Source organism: Actinophytocola sp. (genome assembly GCF_035762905.1).
Classification (GTDB): domain Bacteria; phylum Actinomycetota; class Actinomycetes; order Mycobacteriales; family Pseudonocardiaceae; genus DASYTH01.
Window position 1 is genome coordinate 34,325 of the sequence record NZ_DASUCC010000099.1, and the last position, 20,778, is coordinate 55,102.

The window sequence follows — 20,778 nt, forward strand, 5'->3', positions numbered from 1 at the left end:
GCCACCGCTAGGCGTCGTCGCCCGCGTGATCGAGAGAGCCATGCAGGGCGTCGAGCACGTCGAGGTAGCCGTCGCTGGCCCGCCACAGCGCATCCGCCACCGGTTCGAGCTTGCCCGGACTCCACCGCCGCTGCTCGTACGTTGTGGTGCACCGGCGCAGGGCCCGCACGCTGACGGCCAGTTCCTCGGTCAGGCGCGCCCGACGTTGCTCCGGGCTGGGAGCGGGAAGCCGGACCCGCGCGCCGTCACCGTCGTGGAGCGCCGCCAGCGTCCGCTCCGCCAACCCGTTCTCGGCGTCCCACACCAGCGCCGGCCGCTCGACGTAGTGGTTCCACACCGGTGCGTGCACCGACCGCCACAGGCCGACGATCGGGTTGCGATCCAGCCTCGTGGCATTGGCCCACTGCTGCGCACCGCGCGGCTGGCCGAGCCAGGGCACCTCCTCGACCGGCAGATCGACAACCAACGCCACGGTCACCGCGTCGATGTCACCGGGTCGACCGAGCACGTCGCCGACGGCCCACAACTCGACCACCCGCACCGGGAAGATCGACGAGGGCCGCGAGGCCATGCCGGCGCACTCCTGCGCCAACGCCTCGAGATGATGTATCGCCCGGGTCCACCGCACCGGCCCATCCTTCCCGGTCGCCGACGACGGCCGACCGCTCGGGACTGAATGAAGGGAGCCGAACTCGGATGCGCGCGCCGTGCCGGTCGATCGGCAGGTGCGGACGGCACCAGTACCTGCCGCAGACAGCGCTGGATGACCGGGCCCGGGTGCGCGACCGGCACCTCGACGAGTCGGCACGGCTGGGCGCGGCGGTGCAGGATCGCTCGGCTCTTGGCCGACGCACATTGAGCCTGGCCAATCTCATTGCCTGGTTCGGCCTGCCGCCCGGTGTAGTGCGGTCTGCAGAATCATCGCCACCGTCCGCACAATCCACCGCTGCCGCCACACGACGCCCGCATCACTCGCCGCGCCGAGGCACGCGTCGAATCCGGGGGCCGGATCAGGGTTTGCGGCCGACCCCGGCGTAGATGAGGGTGTCGATGTCGGGGTTGCCGGTCGCGTCGCCGGGCTCGTCCGGGCGCCAGTGCGGGGAGCCGACCAGACCGGGTTCGACCATGTCGAACCCGGCGCAGATGCGCAGGATCTCCGCAGCGGAGCGAGGATGCACGTGGTATCGGGCGGATTTGTACACCTCCACCGCGTCGGGCAGCCCGGACGCGGTGGCGTCCGCGGCAACGTTGGCCACCACCACGTAGCTTCCGGAGGCGAGCCGGTCCCGATAACCGGCCAGAACGGTGGCCGGGTCCAGGCTATCCGGAAGGAAATGCAGCATCGGCGCCATGAGACCCACCGGCTGGGTCGGGTCGAACAGCCGCCGCACCGGTCCGGACTCGAATATGCCGGCCACGTCGCGCACGTCCGCCTGGATCGCCGCGGTCCGCTCGGCGTCCTTGAGCTTCAGCTCGCCGTGCGCGATGGCCACCGGATCGATGTCCACGTACACCACCCGGCACTCGGGCTCGACCCGCTGCACGATCGTGTGCAGGGCGCCGACCGAAGGCAGGCTCGACGCGATGTCCAGGAACTGGCGGATTCCCGACTCGACCAGATACAGCGCGGCGCGGCGGATGAAGGACTGGCTGAGCCGGGCGGAGTCTTCGACCCCCGGTAACACCTCTCTGATCTTCTCGGCCAGCTGCCGGTCCACGGCGACGTTGTGCGCGCCCCCGAGCCAGTAATCGTGCATGCGTGCCGGATGCGCAATCGTCATGTCGATCGGGGGCGGCACCCCGCGCGATTGTCCGGTCACCCTCCGCCTCAACACCCTTCGGCCGATCCGGGGTCGCTCATACGCCAATCGAGTGTATGGCCTGGCACCGCAACCCACCGAGAGCGCTCCCAGAACCCCACCGCGCACAGCAAGGCCAGTCGCTCATCGCCGGTCCATCTGATTCCATCTACCTGCGACGACACTCATACCGCGGGTGAGTCCGTGCCGCCCGTAGGGTTTGGTTACGGTCGGGCCTCCCGCGCCCTCGTACGGCGCGACGTCGAGGCGGATCCGGTTCGTCGCGGTCTTGGGCTGGTCGGTACGTACCAACGCCAGCTACGGCATCGGCATGCCACGGCCGGCGGACGCAGCAGAGCCGGCTCGCGGTTGCGCCCCCAGAAGGCCGGCCAACCCACCGCGGCCGACATGGTGCGGAACATGGTGATCTCCGGCAATACTTTCACGAACTACGCGAGAACCAGAAGTCGTTCCTGACCGTCTGCACTCCCGACCCGCAGTGATCGCGGCACACTCCACCCGGAGCCGAACATGGACACGCCGGATAGCACGACCCGCACAAGCACCCTGCGGACAACGTTTCGGCGCCTCGTGCTCGGCGCGTTTGGCTGCACCGCAATATTGGTCGTGCTGCTCGTCGGTCAAGCGGTGCTCAGCGCCATCGGGTTATCCTCCGATCCGCACGGCTACGGAATGTTCGCAGGAATCCTGCTCGCGGCGGTCCTGCTACCGGTCGCGCTGACGCTGTGGCTGCTGTATCGATCATTGCGCCGACGCGGCAATTGACGAGCCACGCAACAGCCGCAGCGAATCCACGACCCTGACCTCGCCCATCAGGCGCCGAAGCCACCGTTATGAGCGCCTCAGCCCGGTTTGAGGACGTGCGGCAGCTCGCCGGGCCGGGGCGCGCCGTCGGTGAACCGTCGCATGATCTCTTCGAAGGGCATGTCGCCCGGGAGGCAGCTCACTCCCAGTGTCGCCAGGTAACTGGGGCACTTCCCATCGACCTGACGGCTGATGTGGGACCAGAACGCGGCCGCGCCCCACGAGTCGTCCGTTCGCGGCATGTACCGGTCGCCAATGGCCGAGCCGGCCGAAGCGAACAGCAGTAGCAAGGCCGCCACCACTCCGACGCGCACCGGGCTGGAGACGGCGAGCGCCGACCATCCCGCCGGCGTCGAGGCGCGGACCCGCTGGACCGTGTAGTAGATCCCGAAGCCGGTGAGGAGCAACAGGCAGTAGAGCAACTCCGTTGCTGTGCGCGGGTAGAAGTCCACCGCGTTGCCGGCGTACATCCGCGAGCTGATCAGGAACCGCATGATCCAGGCGCCGGCGAAGATGCAGGCGAGCGCGAGCACGATGGTTCGCCGCCACGCGACGGTCAGCGCCGCCATGAGCCCCGCGAGGAGCAGCACCGTGAACAGGCCGACGCCGCCGAGTTCGCCGGGTGGCGGCCACTGGCCGACGTTGACGCCGGGCATAGCGCGCCCCATGGCGAAGTACGCCGGCTCGACATAGGCGTCGTAGTAGAACCACCGGTCCGGGAACGAGTCGTGTATCTCCACCAGCCCGAGCAGGTGGCGATGGCCGATCAGCGCGAACACCACGGCCGTGACCGCCACCAGGGTGAGGCCCCGGGTCGCTCCCCGGCGCCAGGGGAAGACCAGCAGCGCCGCGGCGAGCACGCCCGGGGCCGACCACACGAACCATGCGGAGTACAGCTCGAAAATCGCGCCGAGCGCGAGTCCGAACCCGACCCCGGCGAGTGCCAGCCGGCGCCATGACATACCGCCCGACCGCCGCAGGTGTCGGAGTAGCAGCAACAGCACGGGAATCAGCAGGGCCAGCGCGATGGGCTCGTAGGGCTTGTACGTTTCCACGACCGGCAGCGCGGCGACGACGCCGACCCCCAGTGCCCACAGCGGCGGCAGCAGCAATCGCCACGCGAGGTACACGGCCGGTCCGTACAGGGCGGTCAACACGATCTGCAGCACCTTGAGCGAGTGTTCCGGCGTGCTTCCGGTCAGCTCGGCATACCCGGCGAGGGCATGAATGAAGCCGGGCGGATAGGTGGTCGGTACCCATCCGGTTTCCAGCAGGTTTCTCGCCATCGCGGTCAGCGTCCCGGCGTCACCGACGGGCCCGAACAGTCCCCAACTCGTGCCGCGCAGCGCGACCACGACCGCCCCGGCGACCAGGCCGCTGAACAGGCCCGCGGCGCCCGCGGCCACCATGCGCACGGTCAGCGCCGACAGCCTCGCCCACCGCGCGGTAGCTGTGATCGCGACCACGGCCAGCAGCACAAGGCCCAGGACGGCGTAGCGCAACTGCAGACCGGCCAGGCCGCTGACCTGCCCGACCCGGTCAAGCGGACTGACGTCGATCCCGCGGGCCAGCAATACCATCGACATGGCGAAGGCCACAGATACACCGGCCTCGGCGATGATGAGCCACCGTCGATTTCCCTCGGTCTTTTCATTGACGGCTTCTTCGCCGTTTCCCGCTGCCGCCGCAACGGTCACGTCGGACAGCTCAACGGGCACGCGTTCCACTCGGATCGCTGACCTGCTACGCATCAGTTCCGTTCTCTCTGAGAATGTTTTCCGCGGGTCAGATCGCCGGGAGGTCAGCAAGTGCGACCTCCGCCGGCTGTTCAGCCCGCGTGGGGAAATGGTTGTGGGATCCGTACGCGCGCGACCAAAGAACTGGCACACCATAGCCTGACCGGCGGATACAAGTCGCTTCTTGGCCCTTATTTCCCAGGGGACCACTCGTTAGCGTGATTATTAGCGGCGGTTTCGGTAACGCTGCGTGCAGAACGGGTCGTGGTCCCATACTCAGGTGTCCGCGATCCGGTCAGCGACCCACTCGCGCACCCGATCCAACTCCGCAGCGCCAGTACGACCAGAGCCAGATCTGCCAGAGTTCGGGAAGGTAGCTTGCTCAACACTCGGCGGATCTCGGGTGACGTGTAGCCGATCATGCTTTGGTCGTCACGCTGATCCCCTTCTGGTCGCCGGCAACGCCGTCAAGCCAGCATCAACTAGGTGTGCTGCGGGCATACCACGCCCGATAGGCGCGAACCTGCAGACCACGACGGTCTGCGCCGCCGTCTGATCATGAAACGCGCTCGGTCGGAGCGGGCGTGGATCATGCGGATCCATGCTCGGCAGGCCCGGCCCGCTTGCCCGCTCATTAGGACTGGCTCCGAGACCGCCCTCGGTGAGGACGCCCGCTTTGAGGAACGCCTTCACCAGGCCAGAATGCGTTTGTCGCCGACAGGCTTCCGCACCCGGTCCATCAGGGCCGGATTCGAAATTTCGTCGAAAGAGGCTTTCAAGTCTCCCTCAACGATCCCCTCCTACGATCGGAACGCAACGTGATGAATCTCTGCCGGCTTCAATGTGACGGGCGGTGTCACCGTCCACTCCAGCGTGCGCGCGCCTCGGTTCTTCCGCACCCGATCCAAGGCGCTTGCGCATGGATCCGGTCTGATCGACATTGATCGAATAGACCACCCGTTCGTGTATCCAACACGAATGGCGCCGCACCAATGAATTCTCTAGATTGACCGGGTGCCGTCGTCGCCAGGGGTCCGCCGTGCCGCCGGATCGTCAGTGCGGGTTGGCGGCGGGATGCTGATTCTTGCGGCGGCCGGCTACGTGTTCGTCGCATGCACGGGGCACGGGCTTCCTCCGGAGGAGGCAAACCTCGCGATCACGTTCTACTTCCTGGCCAACATCGTCGGTCCGGGCATCTTCGGGGCGCTCGAACAGGTGGCCAACAGGTCGACCAGCCGGGCACTCACCGGCGGGCTGTCACTCGGCGCCGAGCTACATCGGGTCCGGCGCGCCGGCATCGGCCTGGCCGCGGTCGTCACGGCTCTGCTGGTGCTGCTCGCGCCCATTCTGGGCGGTCGCACGCTGCACGGTGACTGGGGACTTTACTGTCTCGTGCTGGCTATTCCGGTCATCAACGCGGCACAGCACCGGGTACGCGGTCAGCTCGTCGGGCTTGGGCGCCTCGACAGGTTCGGCGGCATGCTCGCCGTCGAGGGCATCGCCAGGGTGCTGTTCTGCATCCCGTTGTTGTGCACGGGTGTCGGTAGCGCGTGGGTCTACGGATCGACCTATCTCGCCGCAACCGCCGTCGCGCTGTTGGTGGGTACCACGTGGCTGCGGACGGAACTGATGGCGGAGCCGGGCCGTGCAACGCCCGGTACGGCCCATCCGGTCGGCAGGAGCCTTGCCGCATTGTCGTGTGCCACCCTCTTCGCGCAGATGTTGCCGAACATCGCGCCACTGGCGGTCAGTTCGCAGCTTGCGCCGGACAGCACCATCGCGCTCGCGTTCGGTCATGCCGTGGTCGTCGCACGGATCCCGGTGCTGCTGTTCTTCCCGATCACGACAGTGCTCACCTCACACCTGACCGCCGCCGTGACCAGACGCGAGTTCGCGGTGGTGGGTCGCACGATTCGGCTGGCCCTGGCGGCGATCGCCGGGATCGGATTGGTGGGGACGATCCTTTTCGTGCTGGTCGGCAACTGGGTGCTGCGTACCTTCATGTCCTCTCCGGTGAGTCTTTCCGGTCCGACCATGACACTGCTGGCCGCGAGCACGATGACGATGGTGGCGGCAGCGGCCGTTCAGCCGGGGTTGATCGCACTCGGTCGGGACAAGGTTGTGACTTTCGGTTGGGCGCTCGGTTCGGCCAGCACCCTGGCGTGGGCATCGCTGCCGCAGGATCCGGTCGACGCGGCAGCGGTCGGTCAGGTCATCGGTCCGGGTCTCACCCTTCTCCTCGGGTTGCTGGGCATCCGTGCCGGCCTGCGCGACGTTGCCGTGGCCGTCCCAACCCCACCGCACACGGAGAATCACGATACCGATACGGTGCGTCACGTCCCGCAATCGCATCGTTCGGAGGTCCACTTGAGTCAGCGCCCGCGCTCACTGACGGCAGACTCCATTGCCGCCGCGGCAACTATTGCCGATGCACCGGATCCGGGTCCACTCGCGCGCCTTCAGGTGCCTCGCCCGGTCGACAGACACGACTACGTACGGGAGCGCTGTGCGGGACTGCGGGTCCTCGACCTGGGAGCCTACGACGAAACCGAGGTCGACAGGGCTCAGCACAAATCGTGGCGATGGCTGCATGCCGAGATTGCCTCGGTCGCGCGCGAAGTGCTCGGCGTGGACTCCTCCGAGAGACTGCGGGCCAGTGGGAGCGGGGGTATCGACACCAGGTGTGGTTCGCGGATCGTGTACGGAGAGGTCGAAAACCTAGGACCCATCCTCGAGAAGTTCCAGCCCGACCTCATCGTGGCCGGCGAACTGATCGAACACACCCACGACACTTTGGGCTGGTTGAGGCAGATCGGCCACGTTGCCCCCGGCACCCCGCTGATCGCAACGACACCGAATACCACTTCGATGATCAACCTGGTGCTGGCACTCCTCGGCCGGGAAAGCGCCCATCCCGACCACCTGCAGGTCTATTCGTTCCGTACGCTCGCCACGCTCGCCGGCCGGGTGCCGATGTACGACGTGTCCGTGCGGACCTACTACTACGACCCGCATACCTTCGTGAGCAGAGTTCCGCGCCTTGCGATCCCACTGGTCGCCGCGGCGAGCACGGTTCTGCGGCTGACCCAGTTCCTCTTTCCCATGACGGCGGGCGGCTTGATTCTGGAGGGCACGGTCGGTCGGCCCGCCGACTGCCGCGCCCAGAACGCGGTCGATCGCAAGGCTGATCACGCGAGGAGAGCCGGTTGACCAGCACAAGACCCCGGGACATCCCGCTGCCCAGGGTCAGTGCCGTTGTACTGGCGTGGCGGGCGGAGCCGTGGTTGCGCCGATGCGTCACCTCCCTTCTCGCGTCCGAGAAGGTTGACATCGACGTCGTACTGGTTGACAACGGGTGCACGACCGATGACGTCGAAGTCCTCGGTGAACTCGACCGGGTGCGAATCGTGCGGCCAGGCCGGAATCTCGGTTACGCCGAAGGAAACAACGTCGGGGTCGCCGCTTCGGCGGGCGACTATGTCGCGCTCGTCAACCAGGACGCGATCGTCGAGCCCGGAACGCTGAGCCGGCTCGTCGAAGAACTCGCGACCTCCGACGTCGCCGTCGTCGCGGCCAGCGCCCGACTCGCCGAGGATCCGCGGCTGCTCAACTCCAGCGGCACCGTCGTCCACGTGTTGGGCTTGAGCTGGGTAGGAGATCTTGGTGAGCCGGAGACCCGCGCGGCACCTACCGACACCGCCGGCGCGACGGGGGCCGGACTTGTCACCACCAGAACCCACTGGGACCGCCTGGGTGGCTTCTTCGAGCACTACTTCGCCTACTACGAGGATGCTGACCTTTCTCTCCGAACGTGGCGGCTGGGACTACGAGTCGTGAGTGTTCCGGATGCCGTGCTCGTGCACCGCTACGAGTTCTCCCGCAACAGCAACAAGTATTACCTGATCGAGCGAAACCGGTTGATATTCGTATTGACCATGTGGAGTGGACGCGCGCTGTTGTTGCTCGCCCCGGCGCTGATCGGCCTGGAGCTGGCCATGCTGGTACTCGCGATCAGGCAGGGCTGGTTGCGAGACAAGGTACGTGGTTGGGTCTGGCTGTGGAACAAGCGCGGCACGTGGCTGGCGCGCCGCCGGGTGCTGCAGGCCGAGCGAGTCAGGCCAGAGTCCGAATGGATGCGCCTGCTCACCACCCGAGTGGACACACCCTTGATCGACGTCCCCCCCGCCGTGCTGACGCCACTCAACACCGTCGTCTCAATGTACTGGCGCCTGGTCAGGCGCCTCGTCTGACCAGGACACTGCATACCGGCCACTCTCACGTGATCTCGGAATCCGCCCCGAACGGCCGTTCTACGTGCTGCAGCGCGACTTTGCGAACCAGCAGCGCATATTTTGATTCCAACTCCTTGAAACGCAGGTAGGCGTTGAGTGTGGCGAACGTGAAAACGACCACGAGCAGGTACAGCAGGAGGTCTGTGCCCCGGCTGACCCCTACCCAGGTGGCGACCATCTGTACGTCCCCCGGCCGCAGCACCGCGTACATGCCGAATATGACAAAGGAAACGAAGCCGATCTTGGTGCCGGCCGCCGTGTGTGCGCTGCCCCGCCTGCGGCGGAACAGGAAAAGGAGCCCGATCGACGATGCGATGAGCAAATACTGGATCAGCATAGGCCCCTACAAGTGCGTCTTGTTTCTCAGCATGTTGTCGAACACGATATTGATACCGTTGATCAACGGCTGACCCTTGAGCATGGAATAGTCGGTGTACCGAATTGTCACCGGCTGCTCGACCACCCGCCAGTGGTACCGCGTGATCATCTCGATGATCTCTGAAGCATGGCTCATGCCGTTCAGGGTGATCTTCATCTGATGCGCGACGGCTCGGTTGAACGCACGCAACCCGTTGTGCGCGTCGGTAAGACCCAGTCGGCGTAGGTGCGGACTCAGCATCACCACCGATTTCAGGACGGCGCGTTTGGCCCTGGGCACGTTCGATGTGTCACCGCGGAACCTGGTGCCCAGCACAATGTCCACGTCCTCGGACCGCAGCCGGTGCAGCATCGTGACCACGTCGTCGATCTGATGTTGTCCGTCCGCATCGAACGTCACGAAGTAGCGGGCCCCGGGCTGCGCCCGGGCGTACTCCAAACCGCTCTGGATGGCCGCTCCCGCGCCGAGGTTCACCGTGTGCTGGATCAAGTGTGCGCCCGCACGCCTAATCTCGGCGGCGGAGTTGTCGCTGCTGCCATCATCGACACACACGATGTTGCAGAATGTGCGGCCGGCGTTGCGGATGACGTCACCTACAACCGGGCTCTCATTGAAAACCGGAACGATGAGCCACACGTCTGACCAGTCCGTCATTGTCATTTCGCCATCTGCTTTCTGCGTCCCTCGGCGGGGGCACCGCATGCGGTCTGTCCGACGTGCGGCCGTGCGGCGCTGAGGCGGGGACGCAGGCGCCGGCTCAACAGAGCACGCGGCCGCTCACCCTCATCCGTCAACGCAGTGGCCTCACGGGCGCGCTGTGCTGCCAACATGTCGGTAGGACGGGGGACGCGTCGACACTGCACCGTGTCGAAAATGTCCAGTGACAGCACCGAACACGACCGGTCGATGATCATCCGTTGGTTGTCGTCAAGCAGGCGGTAAGTTCTGCCAGCCGGTTCGGTGGCCATGCGGGAGCCAGCCTCCGTCCAATCTGTCATGGGGGCAGCGCGAGGCCACATCGTGGTCGGAACGGTCGGAACATCGCAACTCCTTCACCCCATGGTGGGCGTGTCGCGGCCATGCCAAGCAGGGCGGCGAGTCGCCGCCGGAAACCACCGCGCCAACTGCCGGACACGGCCGCCTTCCGCTCATGTCCAACGGCACCGCTCGACGGCGGGGCGGTCTCTTAGCCGGTGATGTCGCGTGGCATCGGGAGCCGTCGGGCTGGTCGGCGTCGGGGAGCCCCTCGGCCAGGTTCGCGGTCCGGCAGGCGGCGGTGTCTCGGTTCCAGACGCAGATCATGCCGTCGCCGTGGTGGGCGGCGGGGTCGGTGCGGGCGAGCAGCCGCTCGGCGTTGCGCACAAGATATCCGCACACTCGACCACGAACCGGCCGGGCGGACCAACTCGTGCGCGGCGTGCACAGCCAGCCTGGTCTGCCGATCCCGGCCATCCCCTCCCCCTCGGTGGTCACCACCGATTGCCCGCGACCTGCCGGTAGAGCTTGGCCAGATCGGCATCCCGGCCGGTGAAGTCGGCGATGCGGCGCAGCTCGCCGACCGCCACCGTCGTGCTCGCCGAACTCGAGCAGCGCCCCAGGCGTGCTGCTCCACCACCCCCAGTGCTGCTCGTAGAGCCGGGCCAGCTCAGCACGCAACGCCGGCCTGGCTCGATGTCCTCGAACGGCTGCCCCGCCACAACGCCCCGCCAGCAACGCGGCCGCGCTGGCCAGGTCGCTCCCACGGAAGGGCGGGGTTCGCCCATGCGGGGTTTACCGACACATGATCGGCTACCGGGCCGATCTGAGGGACAGACGGGAGTCAACCGGTAGGAGGCCCGCTCCCGCTCAGTCGTGGGCCAGGTCGCCGCGACGCAGGGTGTAGAGGAGGTTGGCGCGGAGGCTGGGAACGCGTGCTTCACACGCGACGGCGAATCCTGGCAGGGCCTGTGCCATCAAGTGACGGAGTTCGTCCCGGTCGGCGAAGCGCACCGTCTTGTCCCCGCTGAAGTAACGGTCCGCGAAGTAGATGGAGAGATATCCGGGGTGCCGGCTGCGCTCGCACTCCTTGATCGCAATCGTTCCGTTTGCCGAGACCAGTCGGCCGGCATCGCCGAGCACCTGAACTCGCTGCGCTGGCGGCACGTGGTGCAGCACGTCGACGATCGCGACCAGGTCGAACCGGTCGAGTGACTCCGCGAGAAAGTCCGACACGGCGGTGGTGTGAAAGCTCACCCGACTCCGGTCCCCGCGGAAGAGCCGACCCGGATTGTCCGCGACATCGATACCGACGTACTCCGCTTCGGGGAAGACCTCGCACAACCGCTGGGCGAACAGACCGTCACCGCAACCGATCTCCAGGATCCGTTTCGCCTCGGTCAGGCTGGCGAGTGTGACAGCAAGGTCGTCCAAGTTGATGAAGAAACTTCGATATGCTTGTGCCGCCGCGACCTCGAAACGACCGAGGCGGCGCCTGATGCCGGGTCCGAGAGCCACTCTTTCTCCTTTGTCCATATGGGACCTGTCGGGCTCGGGCGGGTACCGAACCCGGCACGACGCGCGGCCGTCCGCCGGCTGCCTGGCCGTTCCCGGCCGGCAACCGAGGCATGGGCGGAGATGGTAGCGGCCCGCCGTGTCCGGCCGTGGGACCGTCACCGACGGGCAACTGCACACAGTCATGTTTGGCCACACCCCCTCATACCAACGGGCTATGGGGTGTCTCACGGCGGAGAATTCGACGCGGGCCCACCGTGATCGTTCCGCGCAGCGCCAGGATGCTATGCGGTGGTGGCGATTCCGGGTGCATCCGCGATTCACCCGTCTGAGTGGTCAGCGCACGCCGAAACCTGTTGCTGTTCATGGGGAATGAGTCACGAGCTGGACGACCCGCGCTCACTCGCCCTGCCGGACGGGCACACGCTGACCCGACTTGCCGATGCGCTGGTGGAGCGGTCGACCGATTAGTTCAGAGGATGGAGTGGTGTGGTGCTGTTCGCCGCGTGCACGGCGGCGCGGATCGGGGAGCTGTCCGGCTGCCGGGCCCAAGACGTCGACACCACGGCGTGGACCTGGACCGTGCGGCGGCAGACCACCCCCTCCCCGGCGACCTGGTCGACAAGGGCAAGCGGACCCGGGCTGTGCCGCTGATCGAGGAGATCCGGCCGCTTGTGCAACGGATCTCGGCAGTTGACCGGGACCCCGACGCCCGGCTCTTCGTCGGACCGCGCGGCGGCCGGATCAGTACCGCCATGCTTCGTAGTGCACGCACGGGGATGACGTGGTTGATCGACTCGGCTTCGAACACCTACGACGGCACGACCTACGCCACGTCACCGATGCGGGCGAGCTGCTGTCCAAGCACCTGCGGGCGGCCCGTGGCGCGAAACTGCGTGCGGTAGAGCAAAGCCCAATGCAGACTGTGTTACCCGGCGCGAAGACAAGGCCGCCGTTCTCTGGAGCTCACGACAACCGCTCAACACACTCGCCCGATCGATCATCCGAGCCTTTGACAACCTCGCCGACATCCACGGAGAAGCCGGCTATCTCGCACAATGGCACTCACCCTTCCCGCGCCAGGAGCTGGCGAACCTCCGCAAAGCCTGGCGCACCCGGCAAACAGCCGACGGCCGGTCATGACCCGATGGTCCCGAAACGGTCCCCAAATGATCACCGGAATATACTTCAGTAGGCGTCGCTTGCGCCAAACTGGGCATGGCAGGGACCAGTGGGAGCCAGCGAATCCAACCTGTTCAGCACCAACAGGTCGCGCGCCGTTCGGTGGAGCGCCGCCGGCGCCATCACCAACCTCGGCTACTCCCCGGCGGCTTCTACAGCCATGCCCTCGCAATCAACGGGGCCGGCACCATCCTCGGCAACGCCGACGCCCCGACGGCGAGAACCACGCCGTGATCTGGCGCTGAGCCCGGTACGTCCCCTGGTGACGACGACCTTCCCCCTGGCGTATCCCCCGTTCGAGGAAGCCGATCGCCTCGAGCGTCTTGCTCAGCGGGAAGGTCGGTCGATCACCGGATTACCCGCAGCGCCTGACCGCCGGCTGACCGCGGGCTGACCGGGCGGCAAAATCCCAAATGGCCGCTGACCCTCGCCGGGTTGGGCTAACGTACTCGCACCCAGCGACGTGGGGGGTGCCCATCGATGCAGCCACAGTTTCCGGCTCAACAGCCACAGTCGCCGACCAGCGCGGCCACCTCGGTCAAGCTGACCGGCTGGCTGCTGTTGGTTCCGGCGGTCATCCTGACCGTGCTCACGCTGGTCATCCCTACCGTGCGGACGATCAGCACCAGCCTGAGTTCGGCGGACCTGCTCGGTGCGGGCGGACCCGTGGGCGCCGACAACTACGAGGGTCTGTTCGATCGCCTGGGGTTCTGGTCGTCGCTGTGGTTCTCGCTGTCGCTGATGCTGGGGCCGATCATCGTGGCGGTGATCGTCGCCCCGCTGCTGTCCGCGGCGGTGAGCTGGGCGGGCACCTGGGCCCGGTGGGTCACGCGGATCGTGTTGTCCCTGACGCTGGTGGTGTTCTCACCTGTGGCCTTGGCCATCGCCTGGGGGCGCACGTTCCGGGACACCCCCGAACTGCTGGCCGATCCCGATCTGACCGGCGGCTCCCTGCGGGTCTCGGTGGCGATGATGACCTTCGGTGTGATGTGCGCCGTCGGAGTGATGATCTTCCTTCCGGTTTTCCGGGCGCGTGAGCAGCGGCGCCCGATGTGGCCCGCGCTCTTCACCGCCGCGGGCGTGCTGACGCTGGGCCTGCTCGCGGTCGGGCTGCAGCTGTTCACGGTCCCGTACGTCATGACCCGCTTCGGACCGCGGGACGCGACCATGACCCCGGTCGGGGCGATGTTCACCAACGCGTTCCAGTTCGGACGGTTGGGCGTCGGGGCCGCCGTCGCCACCGTGCTGCTGGTGCTCCTGGCCGTGCTTGGCGTGGCGGCCGTCCTCGTCCTGATCCTGACCAGGTTCCGGGTCAGCCTGCTGCCGCCGCGGCAGCGTCGGTCCCCGGCCGTGGGCGGGACCCCGCCACCGGCCGGCGACAACGCCGCCGCGATCGTGGTCGCGGTGTTCGCGCTGCTGGCCGTGCTGGTCGCCGTCGTGCTGAACGCGCGACCCTGGCTGGACGGGCTGTCCGGCACGGCGCCGGAAAGCCCGCCGGGCGCGGGACGCCGCACCTGGGTGCCGGCGACGCTCGGGGCGATGCTGTCGGTCCTCGTGGCCTATCTGGCGGCGCTCGGCATCAGCGGCCTGCGTCCGCTTGGCCGGCACAGCGAGTGGCTGCTCCTGCCGTTCGCCCCCTGGCTGTTCGTGGGGGTGGCCCCGCTGAGCATCGCGTTCTTCACCTCGCTGCGGGACGACGGCGGCCTCGACGCCGAGAGCGGTCCGTTCCCGCCGATCCTGGTCAGCATCGTGTCACTGGTGGTCCTGGCCCTGTTGTGCCGGGGGCAGTCGCAGCGGTGGAAGCACCAGGTGGCCGCGGGCGCACCCGTGGCCGCCACGTTCTTCCGCTCCGTGGTGGTCCCCACCCTGCCGTTGGCGGGCCTGCTCTTCCTGCTGACCACCCTCATCAACGCCCAGGACCTGGTGTGGCCGCTGCTGTCGGCGACTTCGCCGGACGGCAGCACCACGTTGCTGATGCTGCTCCGCGCGAACTTCGAGTTCACCGGGCCCGAGGTCTCCGTTGCCTCGGCGACCCCACTGTTCGCGGTCGTTCTCGGTTTCGCCTGCCTGGTCGCGGTCCAGGTGTTCCACCTGGACCGGATGGTGGTCGGCACCGGTAGCGCCGAGGAACCCGCCATGCACGACGCGGGGGCGGCGCCGGATGCCGCCGGTCCCGCCCGGTCGGACCAGCCCCTGTACCCGTACCCCCGGACCTGAACGACGCCGCCGGACCGCTCAGATTCAGGTTCCAGTCGGTGATCGCACCGCGCATGGAACCAGTTACGTGACGGTGTCCCCGACCGCACCGGAGCGCGCCGAAGAACAGTCCGGTCACCAAAGGCCATCGCCACCGTCGCCGCCGACGCGCCAAACAGTGGACAATCCCGGGCTCAGGCTCACTGCTCGACCCGGAGTGAGTGCCGCTCAGTCGACTTCGGAGCTTCGCTCGCAGGACACGACGGCCACCGTGTCGGTGCGGTTGAGGCGGATCGCCGTCGAGCGGACCGTATTTTTCGACGCCGGTGCACCTCCGTCTGGTAGCGGTGTCAACGAGGGATGGTGCACATGTCGGTCGAGGTTGTGGCCCTGGGAGGGGGGATCTTCTTCCTGTTGGTGGCGATCGTCGGCGGTGGCTTCGCCATACGGGAGATTTCGATGCCCCGGGTGCCGAGCTGGGCCAGGGCGGCATCCGGCGCATTCGGCGTGCTGCTGTTGGTGCCGTTCATGCTCGGCGTTCTTCGCGGCGAGTTGGTCGAGGACGCGGGTTCACCGGCTCAGGCGGGGGTTGACCACCGCTCCGCAAGTCCAGGAGCGAGCGGCATCGAGGTCGACACCGAACCCGAGACCACCGGCGACCAGGTCAGGCTGACCGGACTGGCGGTTTCGGTGCGCAACGATCCGCCGCGGGTTGGGGACACCATCACGGTCGGCTATTCGCTGACCAACGTGGGGCAGCAGCGCATCCAGTTCGAGTACACCTTCGTGGGAGCCCGCGACCCGGGCAACGGACATGCCGACGCCGAGGATGGCAATGAAGGTCGCGCTCTTGAACCAGGTGAGACCATCAGTGTCCAAGGCAAGGTCTTCATCGACAAGGCGGGAACGTGGACGCTGTGGCCCTGCTATGTGCTCGCGGGTGACCAGTTCTGCCCGGACAGGTGGAAGGCGTTCAGCGTCATCGCGCAGTGACATCGGCGCAGTGAGTGCGGCGCGATGCCCACCGTGCCGCCGATCCCGGATAGCTTCCAGGTTGCGGAACGCCTCGCAAACCTCGGCAGAGTGTGTTCGGACGCCGGTCGGTGTCCGAAACCGGTAGGTCCCGGTGCGACGCGCCGGGAATGGCGAGGGCGGCTATGCCTTCGCCATTCCCGGCGTCGATCGCTCAGATGTACTGACGGACGTGCACGACGTGTAGTCCGGGAGCGGCGAGGATGTCCCGCTCGCAGAACCGCTCGGTCACCCATTGCTTATGAGAGTAGAGCTTCGTCTGGTCGCTGTGGTGCGCGGAGGTCGGGTCGGCGGACTGCGAGTAGGTCAGCAGGGTGGCGCTGTCCGGGCATCTGTCGCCGTCGAACGCCACGGCATGCAGGTAGGTCGTGCCCTGCTGCATCTCGGTGTAGCCCTTCGCCGGATCCCAGATACCGCCGATGGCGTTGTACACGCCGAGTCGTGCGGTGCCGCCTCCGATGGGGATCCGGTCGCCGCCCCGTACCACATAGTGGTGGTCACCGAACGGCGCGTCGAGCGGGATGCCCGCGGCACGCAGTTCGGCGACCGCATCGGACAGGGCTCGCAACACGGCGGGGTTCGCCGTGTTCAACGTGTTCGGCGTGGTGACCGGATCGCTGGCGGTGAAGGGAACCAGCCAGAGGTTCGGGCCGGCACTGGCGCCGGCCTTGAGCCAGAACCGGTCGAACAGCAGCGCGCCGCGGCTGCTTACGTCGTTCTGGCGGTCCCATGTGGACAGAACGGTGCACGCCTCGGCGAGGTCCGGCTCCGCCCGACAGGCCGGCACCAGATCGTCGACGGTGAGCTCGGCGATGTGGTTGCGGTTGGACAGCATGAGGTCCTGCAGCGACTCACGGGTGAACCGGCCGTGCGCGAGTACCTGTTCGATCTCGACGAGCCCGCCCCGGGTGCGCGGCTTCTGCTCGGTGCCGACCGGACCGACGATCCGGGGGTAGCCGGTGAGCGGCTGCGCCGGGTTGATCAGCCAGTAGCTGTCGTTGGAGTTCGCCAGATAGTCGGCGCGGGTCAGCGTGGGCAGCCTGGCCGGTCCGAACAGGCCCGGCGTCCGGGCGTCCGCGTCGCGGCCCCAGGCGCATTCCGGACGCGAGCCGTCCAGCACCGCGAGTCCACGCTCGGCGAACGTGCGCTCGCCGAGCTCGGTGTTGCAGGCGGCCGCGTGCGCGTCGGTCACGTGCGGTATCGAGTGGATCTGGCCGTACCGCGCGTCTCCCTGGCCGTCGGTGACCATGATGTTCATCCACGGCAACCCCTGGACCTCCCCCAACCCGTGCATCGCATCGCGGGCGTCGCGGGAGCGCATGAGCCGCAGCGTCGCGTCCGCCAACCGCAGGTTCGCCGCGTTGGCGTCGGCCAACGCGTAGGCGGTGTCAGCGGTCCACGGCAGATCCGTGGAGCCCAGGCGCGGTACGACCGGACCGTAACGCGTCCACCACTGCGCCCTGGTGACCGTCCCGACGCTGCCGTCGGATTGGCGAACGGTGACGGAGACATCCTTGCGCAGCATGGCTTCCGGCTTGCCGTCGACCAGGTAGGTCGTCGGGGAGCCGGGTGCCAGCCGCAGCTGGAACAGGGTGTAGGTGCGGGTGTTGTCGGCTGCGGTCCCGCTCCACGCCATCGTGGCGTTGTGCCCGATCCACATCAGCGGCACGCCGACCACGCCCGCCCCGCTCGCGTCGAGCCTGCCCGGGATCGTCAGGTGCGACTGCCACAGCCGCAGATCCGGCGCATGCCACGGCAGATGCGGGTTGCCCAGCGAGAGGCCACGGCCGTTCGCGGTCGCCGCGCCGCCGAAGGCGATGGCGTTGCTGCCGATGTTGCGATCCTCGACCGGTTGCGCCGCAGCGGTTCCGGCGGGGCCCGGTCGCGCCGAGACGATCCCGTCCGCTGCGGAAGCCTGGCCGTAGACCATGCCCAGCGCGTACAGGTGCCGGTAGACGTCGATCTGGGTCATGGCCCGCGGCCACGGCGCGTCCGCGCACGCCGGATCGGTGATCCGGTTGCGGCGCAGGAACTCGGTCACGCCGGCCGCGTAGCCCCGCACCACCGCGCGGACGTCGGCACTGGGGCCAAGCGGTGCGGGCTGGGCCAGCAGCCGTTCCACCGCGCCACTGTCGTTGATCCCCTGGAAGTACAGGTCGCTGGCCAGGTTCGTGCTCGCCTGGGAGAGCCCGCTCACGGGGCGGGCGTCCGGTCCGAGGTGGCGCGAGCGACGTCCGGAGGTGGTGAGCATCGTCTGGCCGATGGCGCAGGCGTTGTCGCGCGCCGCGGCGTAACCCTGACCGAAGCCGAGGCTCGCGTAGTCCCCGGCGAGGACGTGCGGAATGCCGTACTCGGTGTATCGGATCGTCGCCGCAAGGGAACCGGTCGGCAGAGCGGCCGCCGAGGTTACGGCCGGCGCCGTCGCGAGCGCGACGGCCACCATGGTGGAGATCGTGGCGAACTTGCGTCGTCGAAGCACAGCTGGTGTCCTTTCGGTGAGGTGCGTGTCGGTGAAGCGCGCCGCTCGCGGCGCGATGATGCGTACTTCCACCTGGGTCGCCGAGTGGGCGCTCGGCGACCCAGGGCCTACTGGTCCGCGTCGGGGTCGGGAAACGCGATGAACCGCACGAGGACCCGCCGCGACCCGGGCGGCTGCTCGTCCGCCGCTCGCCAGTAGCGCTTGAGCAGGGCGAGATAGTCATCGAAGAACGCCTTGAGCTCGTCCTGGGTCAGGCGCAGGGCGCTGCGGGAGAAGGGCACCGCGTCGGCCCACTCGCCGAGTTCGTCGCCACGTTCCTGGAACCTGGCCCACACCTCGAGGTCCTCGGCGAACTGGCTACGGTTGATCTCGTCGAACAGTTCGCGCATCGGAACGCTCTGCGCACCGCGGCGAGGGAACCGCAGGTCCCTCGGCCGGACTCGCCACCAGCGCTCCTTGCCGCGACCCAGGTCCGGCTCCTCCTCGATGAAGCCGTACTTGGCCAGTTCGCGAAGGTGGTAGCTGGTGGCGCCGGTGTTTTCGCCGAGGTCCTTGGCCAGCGTCGTCGCCGATGCGGGTCCCTGACGCAGGATCCGCAGGATCCGCCGGCGCAGCGGGTGCACGAGTGCCTTGAGGACCGCCGGATCGGTGATCTCCTCCGACGGAGGTGGAACGGTCATGATGCAAAGCTAGTTGTGCAAAGCTTTCTCTGTACACCCTGGCTTCGTAAGGCCAGGATTGACCCTTAGCCCGATTGGCGCAGCTTGGAGCTCGACCGGTGCGGCATGATGCATGCCGGAGCGTCGGTCGTGCTGGGGAGGAGCTTCGGTGCCAAGGATCCTTGCTGTGCCTGTGGTGGCGGTTTCGCTCGTGCTGGGCCTGGTCACACCGGCGGCGGCGGGGCCGACCCGGGTGATCACGCTTCCCGGGGCCATCTCCGCCGAAGGCATCACCGCCGGGCGGGGCAACACCTTCTACGCCGGCGACCTGCTCGGCGGCGACATCTTCCGGGGTGACATTCGCCGGGGTACGGCGGAGCTGTTCATCGACGTGCCGGCCGGGACCGAGACCGTCGGCATGGACCTGGACCAGCATCACGATCTGCTGTTCGTCGCCGGCGGCCCGATCCAGACAGGCGGGCCGGGCAAGGCATACGTCTACAGCACCCGCACCCGTGCTTTGGTCGCCAGCTACGTCCTCGGCGACCCGGGGACCTCGCTCGTCAACGGCGTGACGGTGACCCCGTACGGCGCCTGGTTCACCGACTCCCTCCAACCGAAGCTGTACTTCGTGCCGCTCGCGTTCGGGGTTCCGGGGCCGGTGCGCACCCTGGAACTGACCGGGCCCGCGGCCGGTGACCCCGGCACCTTCTTCATCAACGACATCACCTCCACCCCGTCCGGGCGCACGCTGTTGGTGGCGCCCGGTGGAACGCTGTGCACGATCGACCCCGCCACCGGAGCCAGCACGCTGGTCGCGGGCGTGCACATCCCCGGCGCCGACGGCCTCGTACTCGACGGCCGCCGGCTGTGGGCCGTGCAGTTCGACAATCAGGTCAGCCGATGGCTGCTCCGTGACGACCTCAGCCACGGCACCCCGGACGGGGTGATCACCAACCCGCGGTTCGCGGCGCCGGTCACCGCTGCCAAGTTCGGCAACCGACTCGCCGTCGTGAACTCCCACCTGGACACCGGCCTACCGCCCACCAACCCCACCTACGAGGTGGTTGTCGTCAACGCCTGAGCACCCTCAACGGCGAGTCTGCTCAGCTCCGCCCGTGAAGCCGTCGCCGCCTTGAAGATCAGCCACACCCGGCCGGCCGCGCCGGCGCGGCAAGACCTGACGGCGGATCACGCCGTCCACCGAGGATCCCGCGGCGTACCCGCCCGTTGTTTCCCGTGCCCCAGAGTGGGTACGACACCGCCATCGACCGTTCGACGAAGGAGGCCCGATGGCGCTCGATCCCACTCGTCGCCGCCCGTTTCGCCTGCTGGCCGTGATGGCCGCGCTGGTCGCGTTGCCGCTGCTGGCCGCGTGCAACGACAGCGAAGAGGACGACGACGACGATGACGACGGAATGGGCGGCAAGCCTGTCGCGGTCATGATCGTGTCCGAGTAGAAAGACCAACCAGCCGGCCAATACCGGTACCGGTCCGCCCACCTGATGACGGCATGACTGGACGGGTTGTACTCAGCACGGCGGTGGCACCACCGGATCGCATGGAGAGCGGATTCGACCGCGGCAAGTTCACGCAAGGTCACCAGGGAGGTCACCTCCCACCACTTCCCGGAACGAGTTGGCCGGTACGGAACCTTCCGGTACGGCCGCCAGCCGATTGCCGCCGAGGGCGGGACGTTCAGCGCCCTC

16 protein-coding genes are annotated in these 20,778 nt (G+C 67.7%); 8 read left to right on the forward strand and 8 right to left on the reverse strand.

Annotation, left to right across the window (positions count from 1 at the left end):
- Positions 1–7: 7 nt before the first annotated feature.
- Positions 8–628, reverse strand: a complete 621-nt coding sequence (locus VFV67_RS22105; RefSeq protein ID WP_326472511.1) for a DUF7711 family protein — start codon at positions 626–628, stop codon at positions 8–10.
- A gap of 382 nt (positions 629–1,010) precedes the next feature.
- A complete protein-coding gene (locus VFV67_RS22110) occupies positions 1,011–1,781 on the reverse strand; it encodes an SAM-dependent methyltransferase (protein WP_326472542.1) in 771 nt (256 codons plus the stop codon).
- 549 nt (positions 1,782–2,330) lie between these two features.
- Here VFV67_RS22110 and VFV67_RS22115 point away from each other — a divergent pair.
- Positions 2,331–2,585: a hypothetical protein gene (locus tag VFV67_RS22115; RefSeq protein WP_326472512.1), complete on the forward strand. Its 255-nt coding sequence runs from the start codon at positions 2,331–2,333 to the stop codon at positions 2,583–2,585.
- Between the two features lie 77 nt (positions 2,586–2,662).
- Here the strand turns inward: VFV67_RS22115 and VFV67_RS22120 are convergent, their stop codons facing one another.
- Positions 2,663–4,210: a hypothetical protein gene (locus VFV67_RS22120; RefSeq protein ID WP_326472513.1), complete on the reverse strand. Its 1,548-nt coding sequence runs from the start codon at positions 4,208–4,210 to the stop codon at positions 2,663–2,665.
- 1,224 nt (positions 4,211–5,434) lie between these two features.
- Here VFV67_RS22120 and VFV67_RS22125 point away from each other — a divergent pair.
- Positions 5,435–7,570, forward strand: a complete 2,136-nt coding sequence (locus VFV67_RS22125; protein WP_326472514.1) for a hypothetical protein — start codon at positions 5,435–5,437, stop codon at positions 7,568–7,570.
- A complete protein-coding gene (locus VFV67_RS22130) occupies positions 7,567–8,610 on the forward strand; it encodes a glycosyltransferase family 2 protein (RefSeq protein WP_326472515.1) in 1,044 nt (347 codons plus the stop codon). Before VFV67_RS22125 ends, VFV67_RS22130 begins: the two co-directional genes overlap by 4 nt.
- Before the next feature lie 25 nt (positions 8,611–8,635).
- On the opposite strand, the gene VFV67_RS22135 is transcribed toward VFV67_RS22130, so the two are convergent.
- The 3 genes from VFV67_RS22135 to VFV67_RS22145 all read right to left on the reverse strand — a co-directional run bounded on the left by VFV67_RS22135 (position 8,636) and on the right by VFV67_RS22145 (position 11,524).
- Complete coding sequence (locus tag VFV67_RS22135) at positions 8,636–8,989, reverse strand: DUF2304 domain-containing protein (RefSeq protein WP_326472516.1); 354 nt, start codon at positions 8,987–8,989, stop codon at positions 8,636–8,638.
- 6 nt (positions 8,990–8,995) lie between these two features.
- Entirely contained in the window at positions 8,996–9,691 is a 696-nt protein-coding gene (locus VFV67_RS22140) for a glycosyltransferase family 2 protein (RefSeq protein ID WP_326472517.1), read from the reverse strand.
- A 1,185-nt stretch (positions 9,692–10,876) separates the two neighbouring features.
- Positions 10,877–11,524, reverse strand: coding sequence for a class I SAM-dependent methyltransferase (locus tag VFV67_RS22145; RefSeq protein WP_326472518.1), 648 nt, complete (start codon positions 11,522–11,524; stop codon positions 10,877–10,879).
- 486 nt (positions 11,525–12,010) lie between these two features.
- Here VFV67_RS22145 and VFV67_RS22150 point away from each other — a divergent pair, with 486 nt between their 5' ends.
- The 3 genes from VFV67_RS22150 to VFV67_RS22160 all read left to right on the forward strand — a co-directional run bounded on the left by VFV67_RS22150 (position 12,011) and on the right by VFV67_RS22160 (position 15,892).
- Positions 12,011–12,175 (forward strand): hypothetical protein, encoded by a 165-nt coding sequence (locus tag VFV67_RS22150; RefSeq protein WP_326472519.1) that lies wholly within the window; start codon positions 12,011–12,013, stop codon positions 12,173–12,175.
- A gap of 1,008 nt (positions 12,176–13,183) precedes the next feature.
- Positions 13,184–14,920, forward strand: coding sequence for a hypothetical protein (locus VFV67_RS22155; protein ID WP_326472520.1), 1,737 nt, complete (start codon positions 13,184–13,186; stop codon positions 14,918–14,920).
- 348 nt (positions 14,921–15,268) lie between these two features.
- Positions 15,269–15,892, forward strand: a complete 624-nt coding sequence (locus VFV67_RS22160; RefSeq protein ID WP_326472521.1) for a hypothetical protein — start codon at positions 15,269–15,271, stop codon at positions 15,890–15,892.
- Between the two features lie 193 nt (positions 15,893–16,085).
- Here VFV67_RS22160 and VFV67_RS22165 read toward each other — a convergent pair whose 3' ends face one another.
- Positions 16,086–18,410 carry a penicillin acylase family protein gene (locus VFV67_RS22165; protein WP_326472522.1) on the reverse strand — a complete coding sequence of 775 codons (2,325 nt, stop codon included), beginning with the start codon at positions 18,408–18,410 and terminating at the stop codon, positions 16,086–16,088.
- Positions 18,411–18,517: 107 nt separating this feature from the next.
- Positions 18,518–19,090, reverse strand: a complete 573-nt coding sequence (locus VFV67_RS22170; RefSeq protein WP_326472523.1) for a helix-turn-helix domain-containing protein — start codon at positions 19,088–19,090, stop codon at positions 18,518–18,520.
- A gap of 166 nt (positions 19,091–19,256) precedes the next feature.
- Between VFV67_RS22170 and VFV67_RS22175 the strand changes: the two genes are divergently transcribed.
- Both VFV67_RS22175 and VFV67_RS22180 read left to right on the forward strand, forming a co-directional pair.
- Positions 19,257–20,153, forward strand: coding sequence for a hypothetical protein (locus VFV67_RS22175; protein WP_326472524.1), 897 nt, complete (start codon positions 19,257–19,259; stop codon positions 20,151–20,153).
- Between the two features lie 208 nt (positions 20,154–20,361).
- The gene (locus tag VFV67_RS22180; protein ID WP_326472525.1) at positions 20,362–20,529 is read left to right on the forward strand and encodes a hypothetical protein; all 168 of its coding nucleotides are present in this window, start codon (positions 20,362–20,364) and stop codon (positions 20,527–20,529) included.
- Positions 20,530–20,778 lie beyond the last annotated feature (249 nt).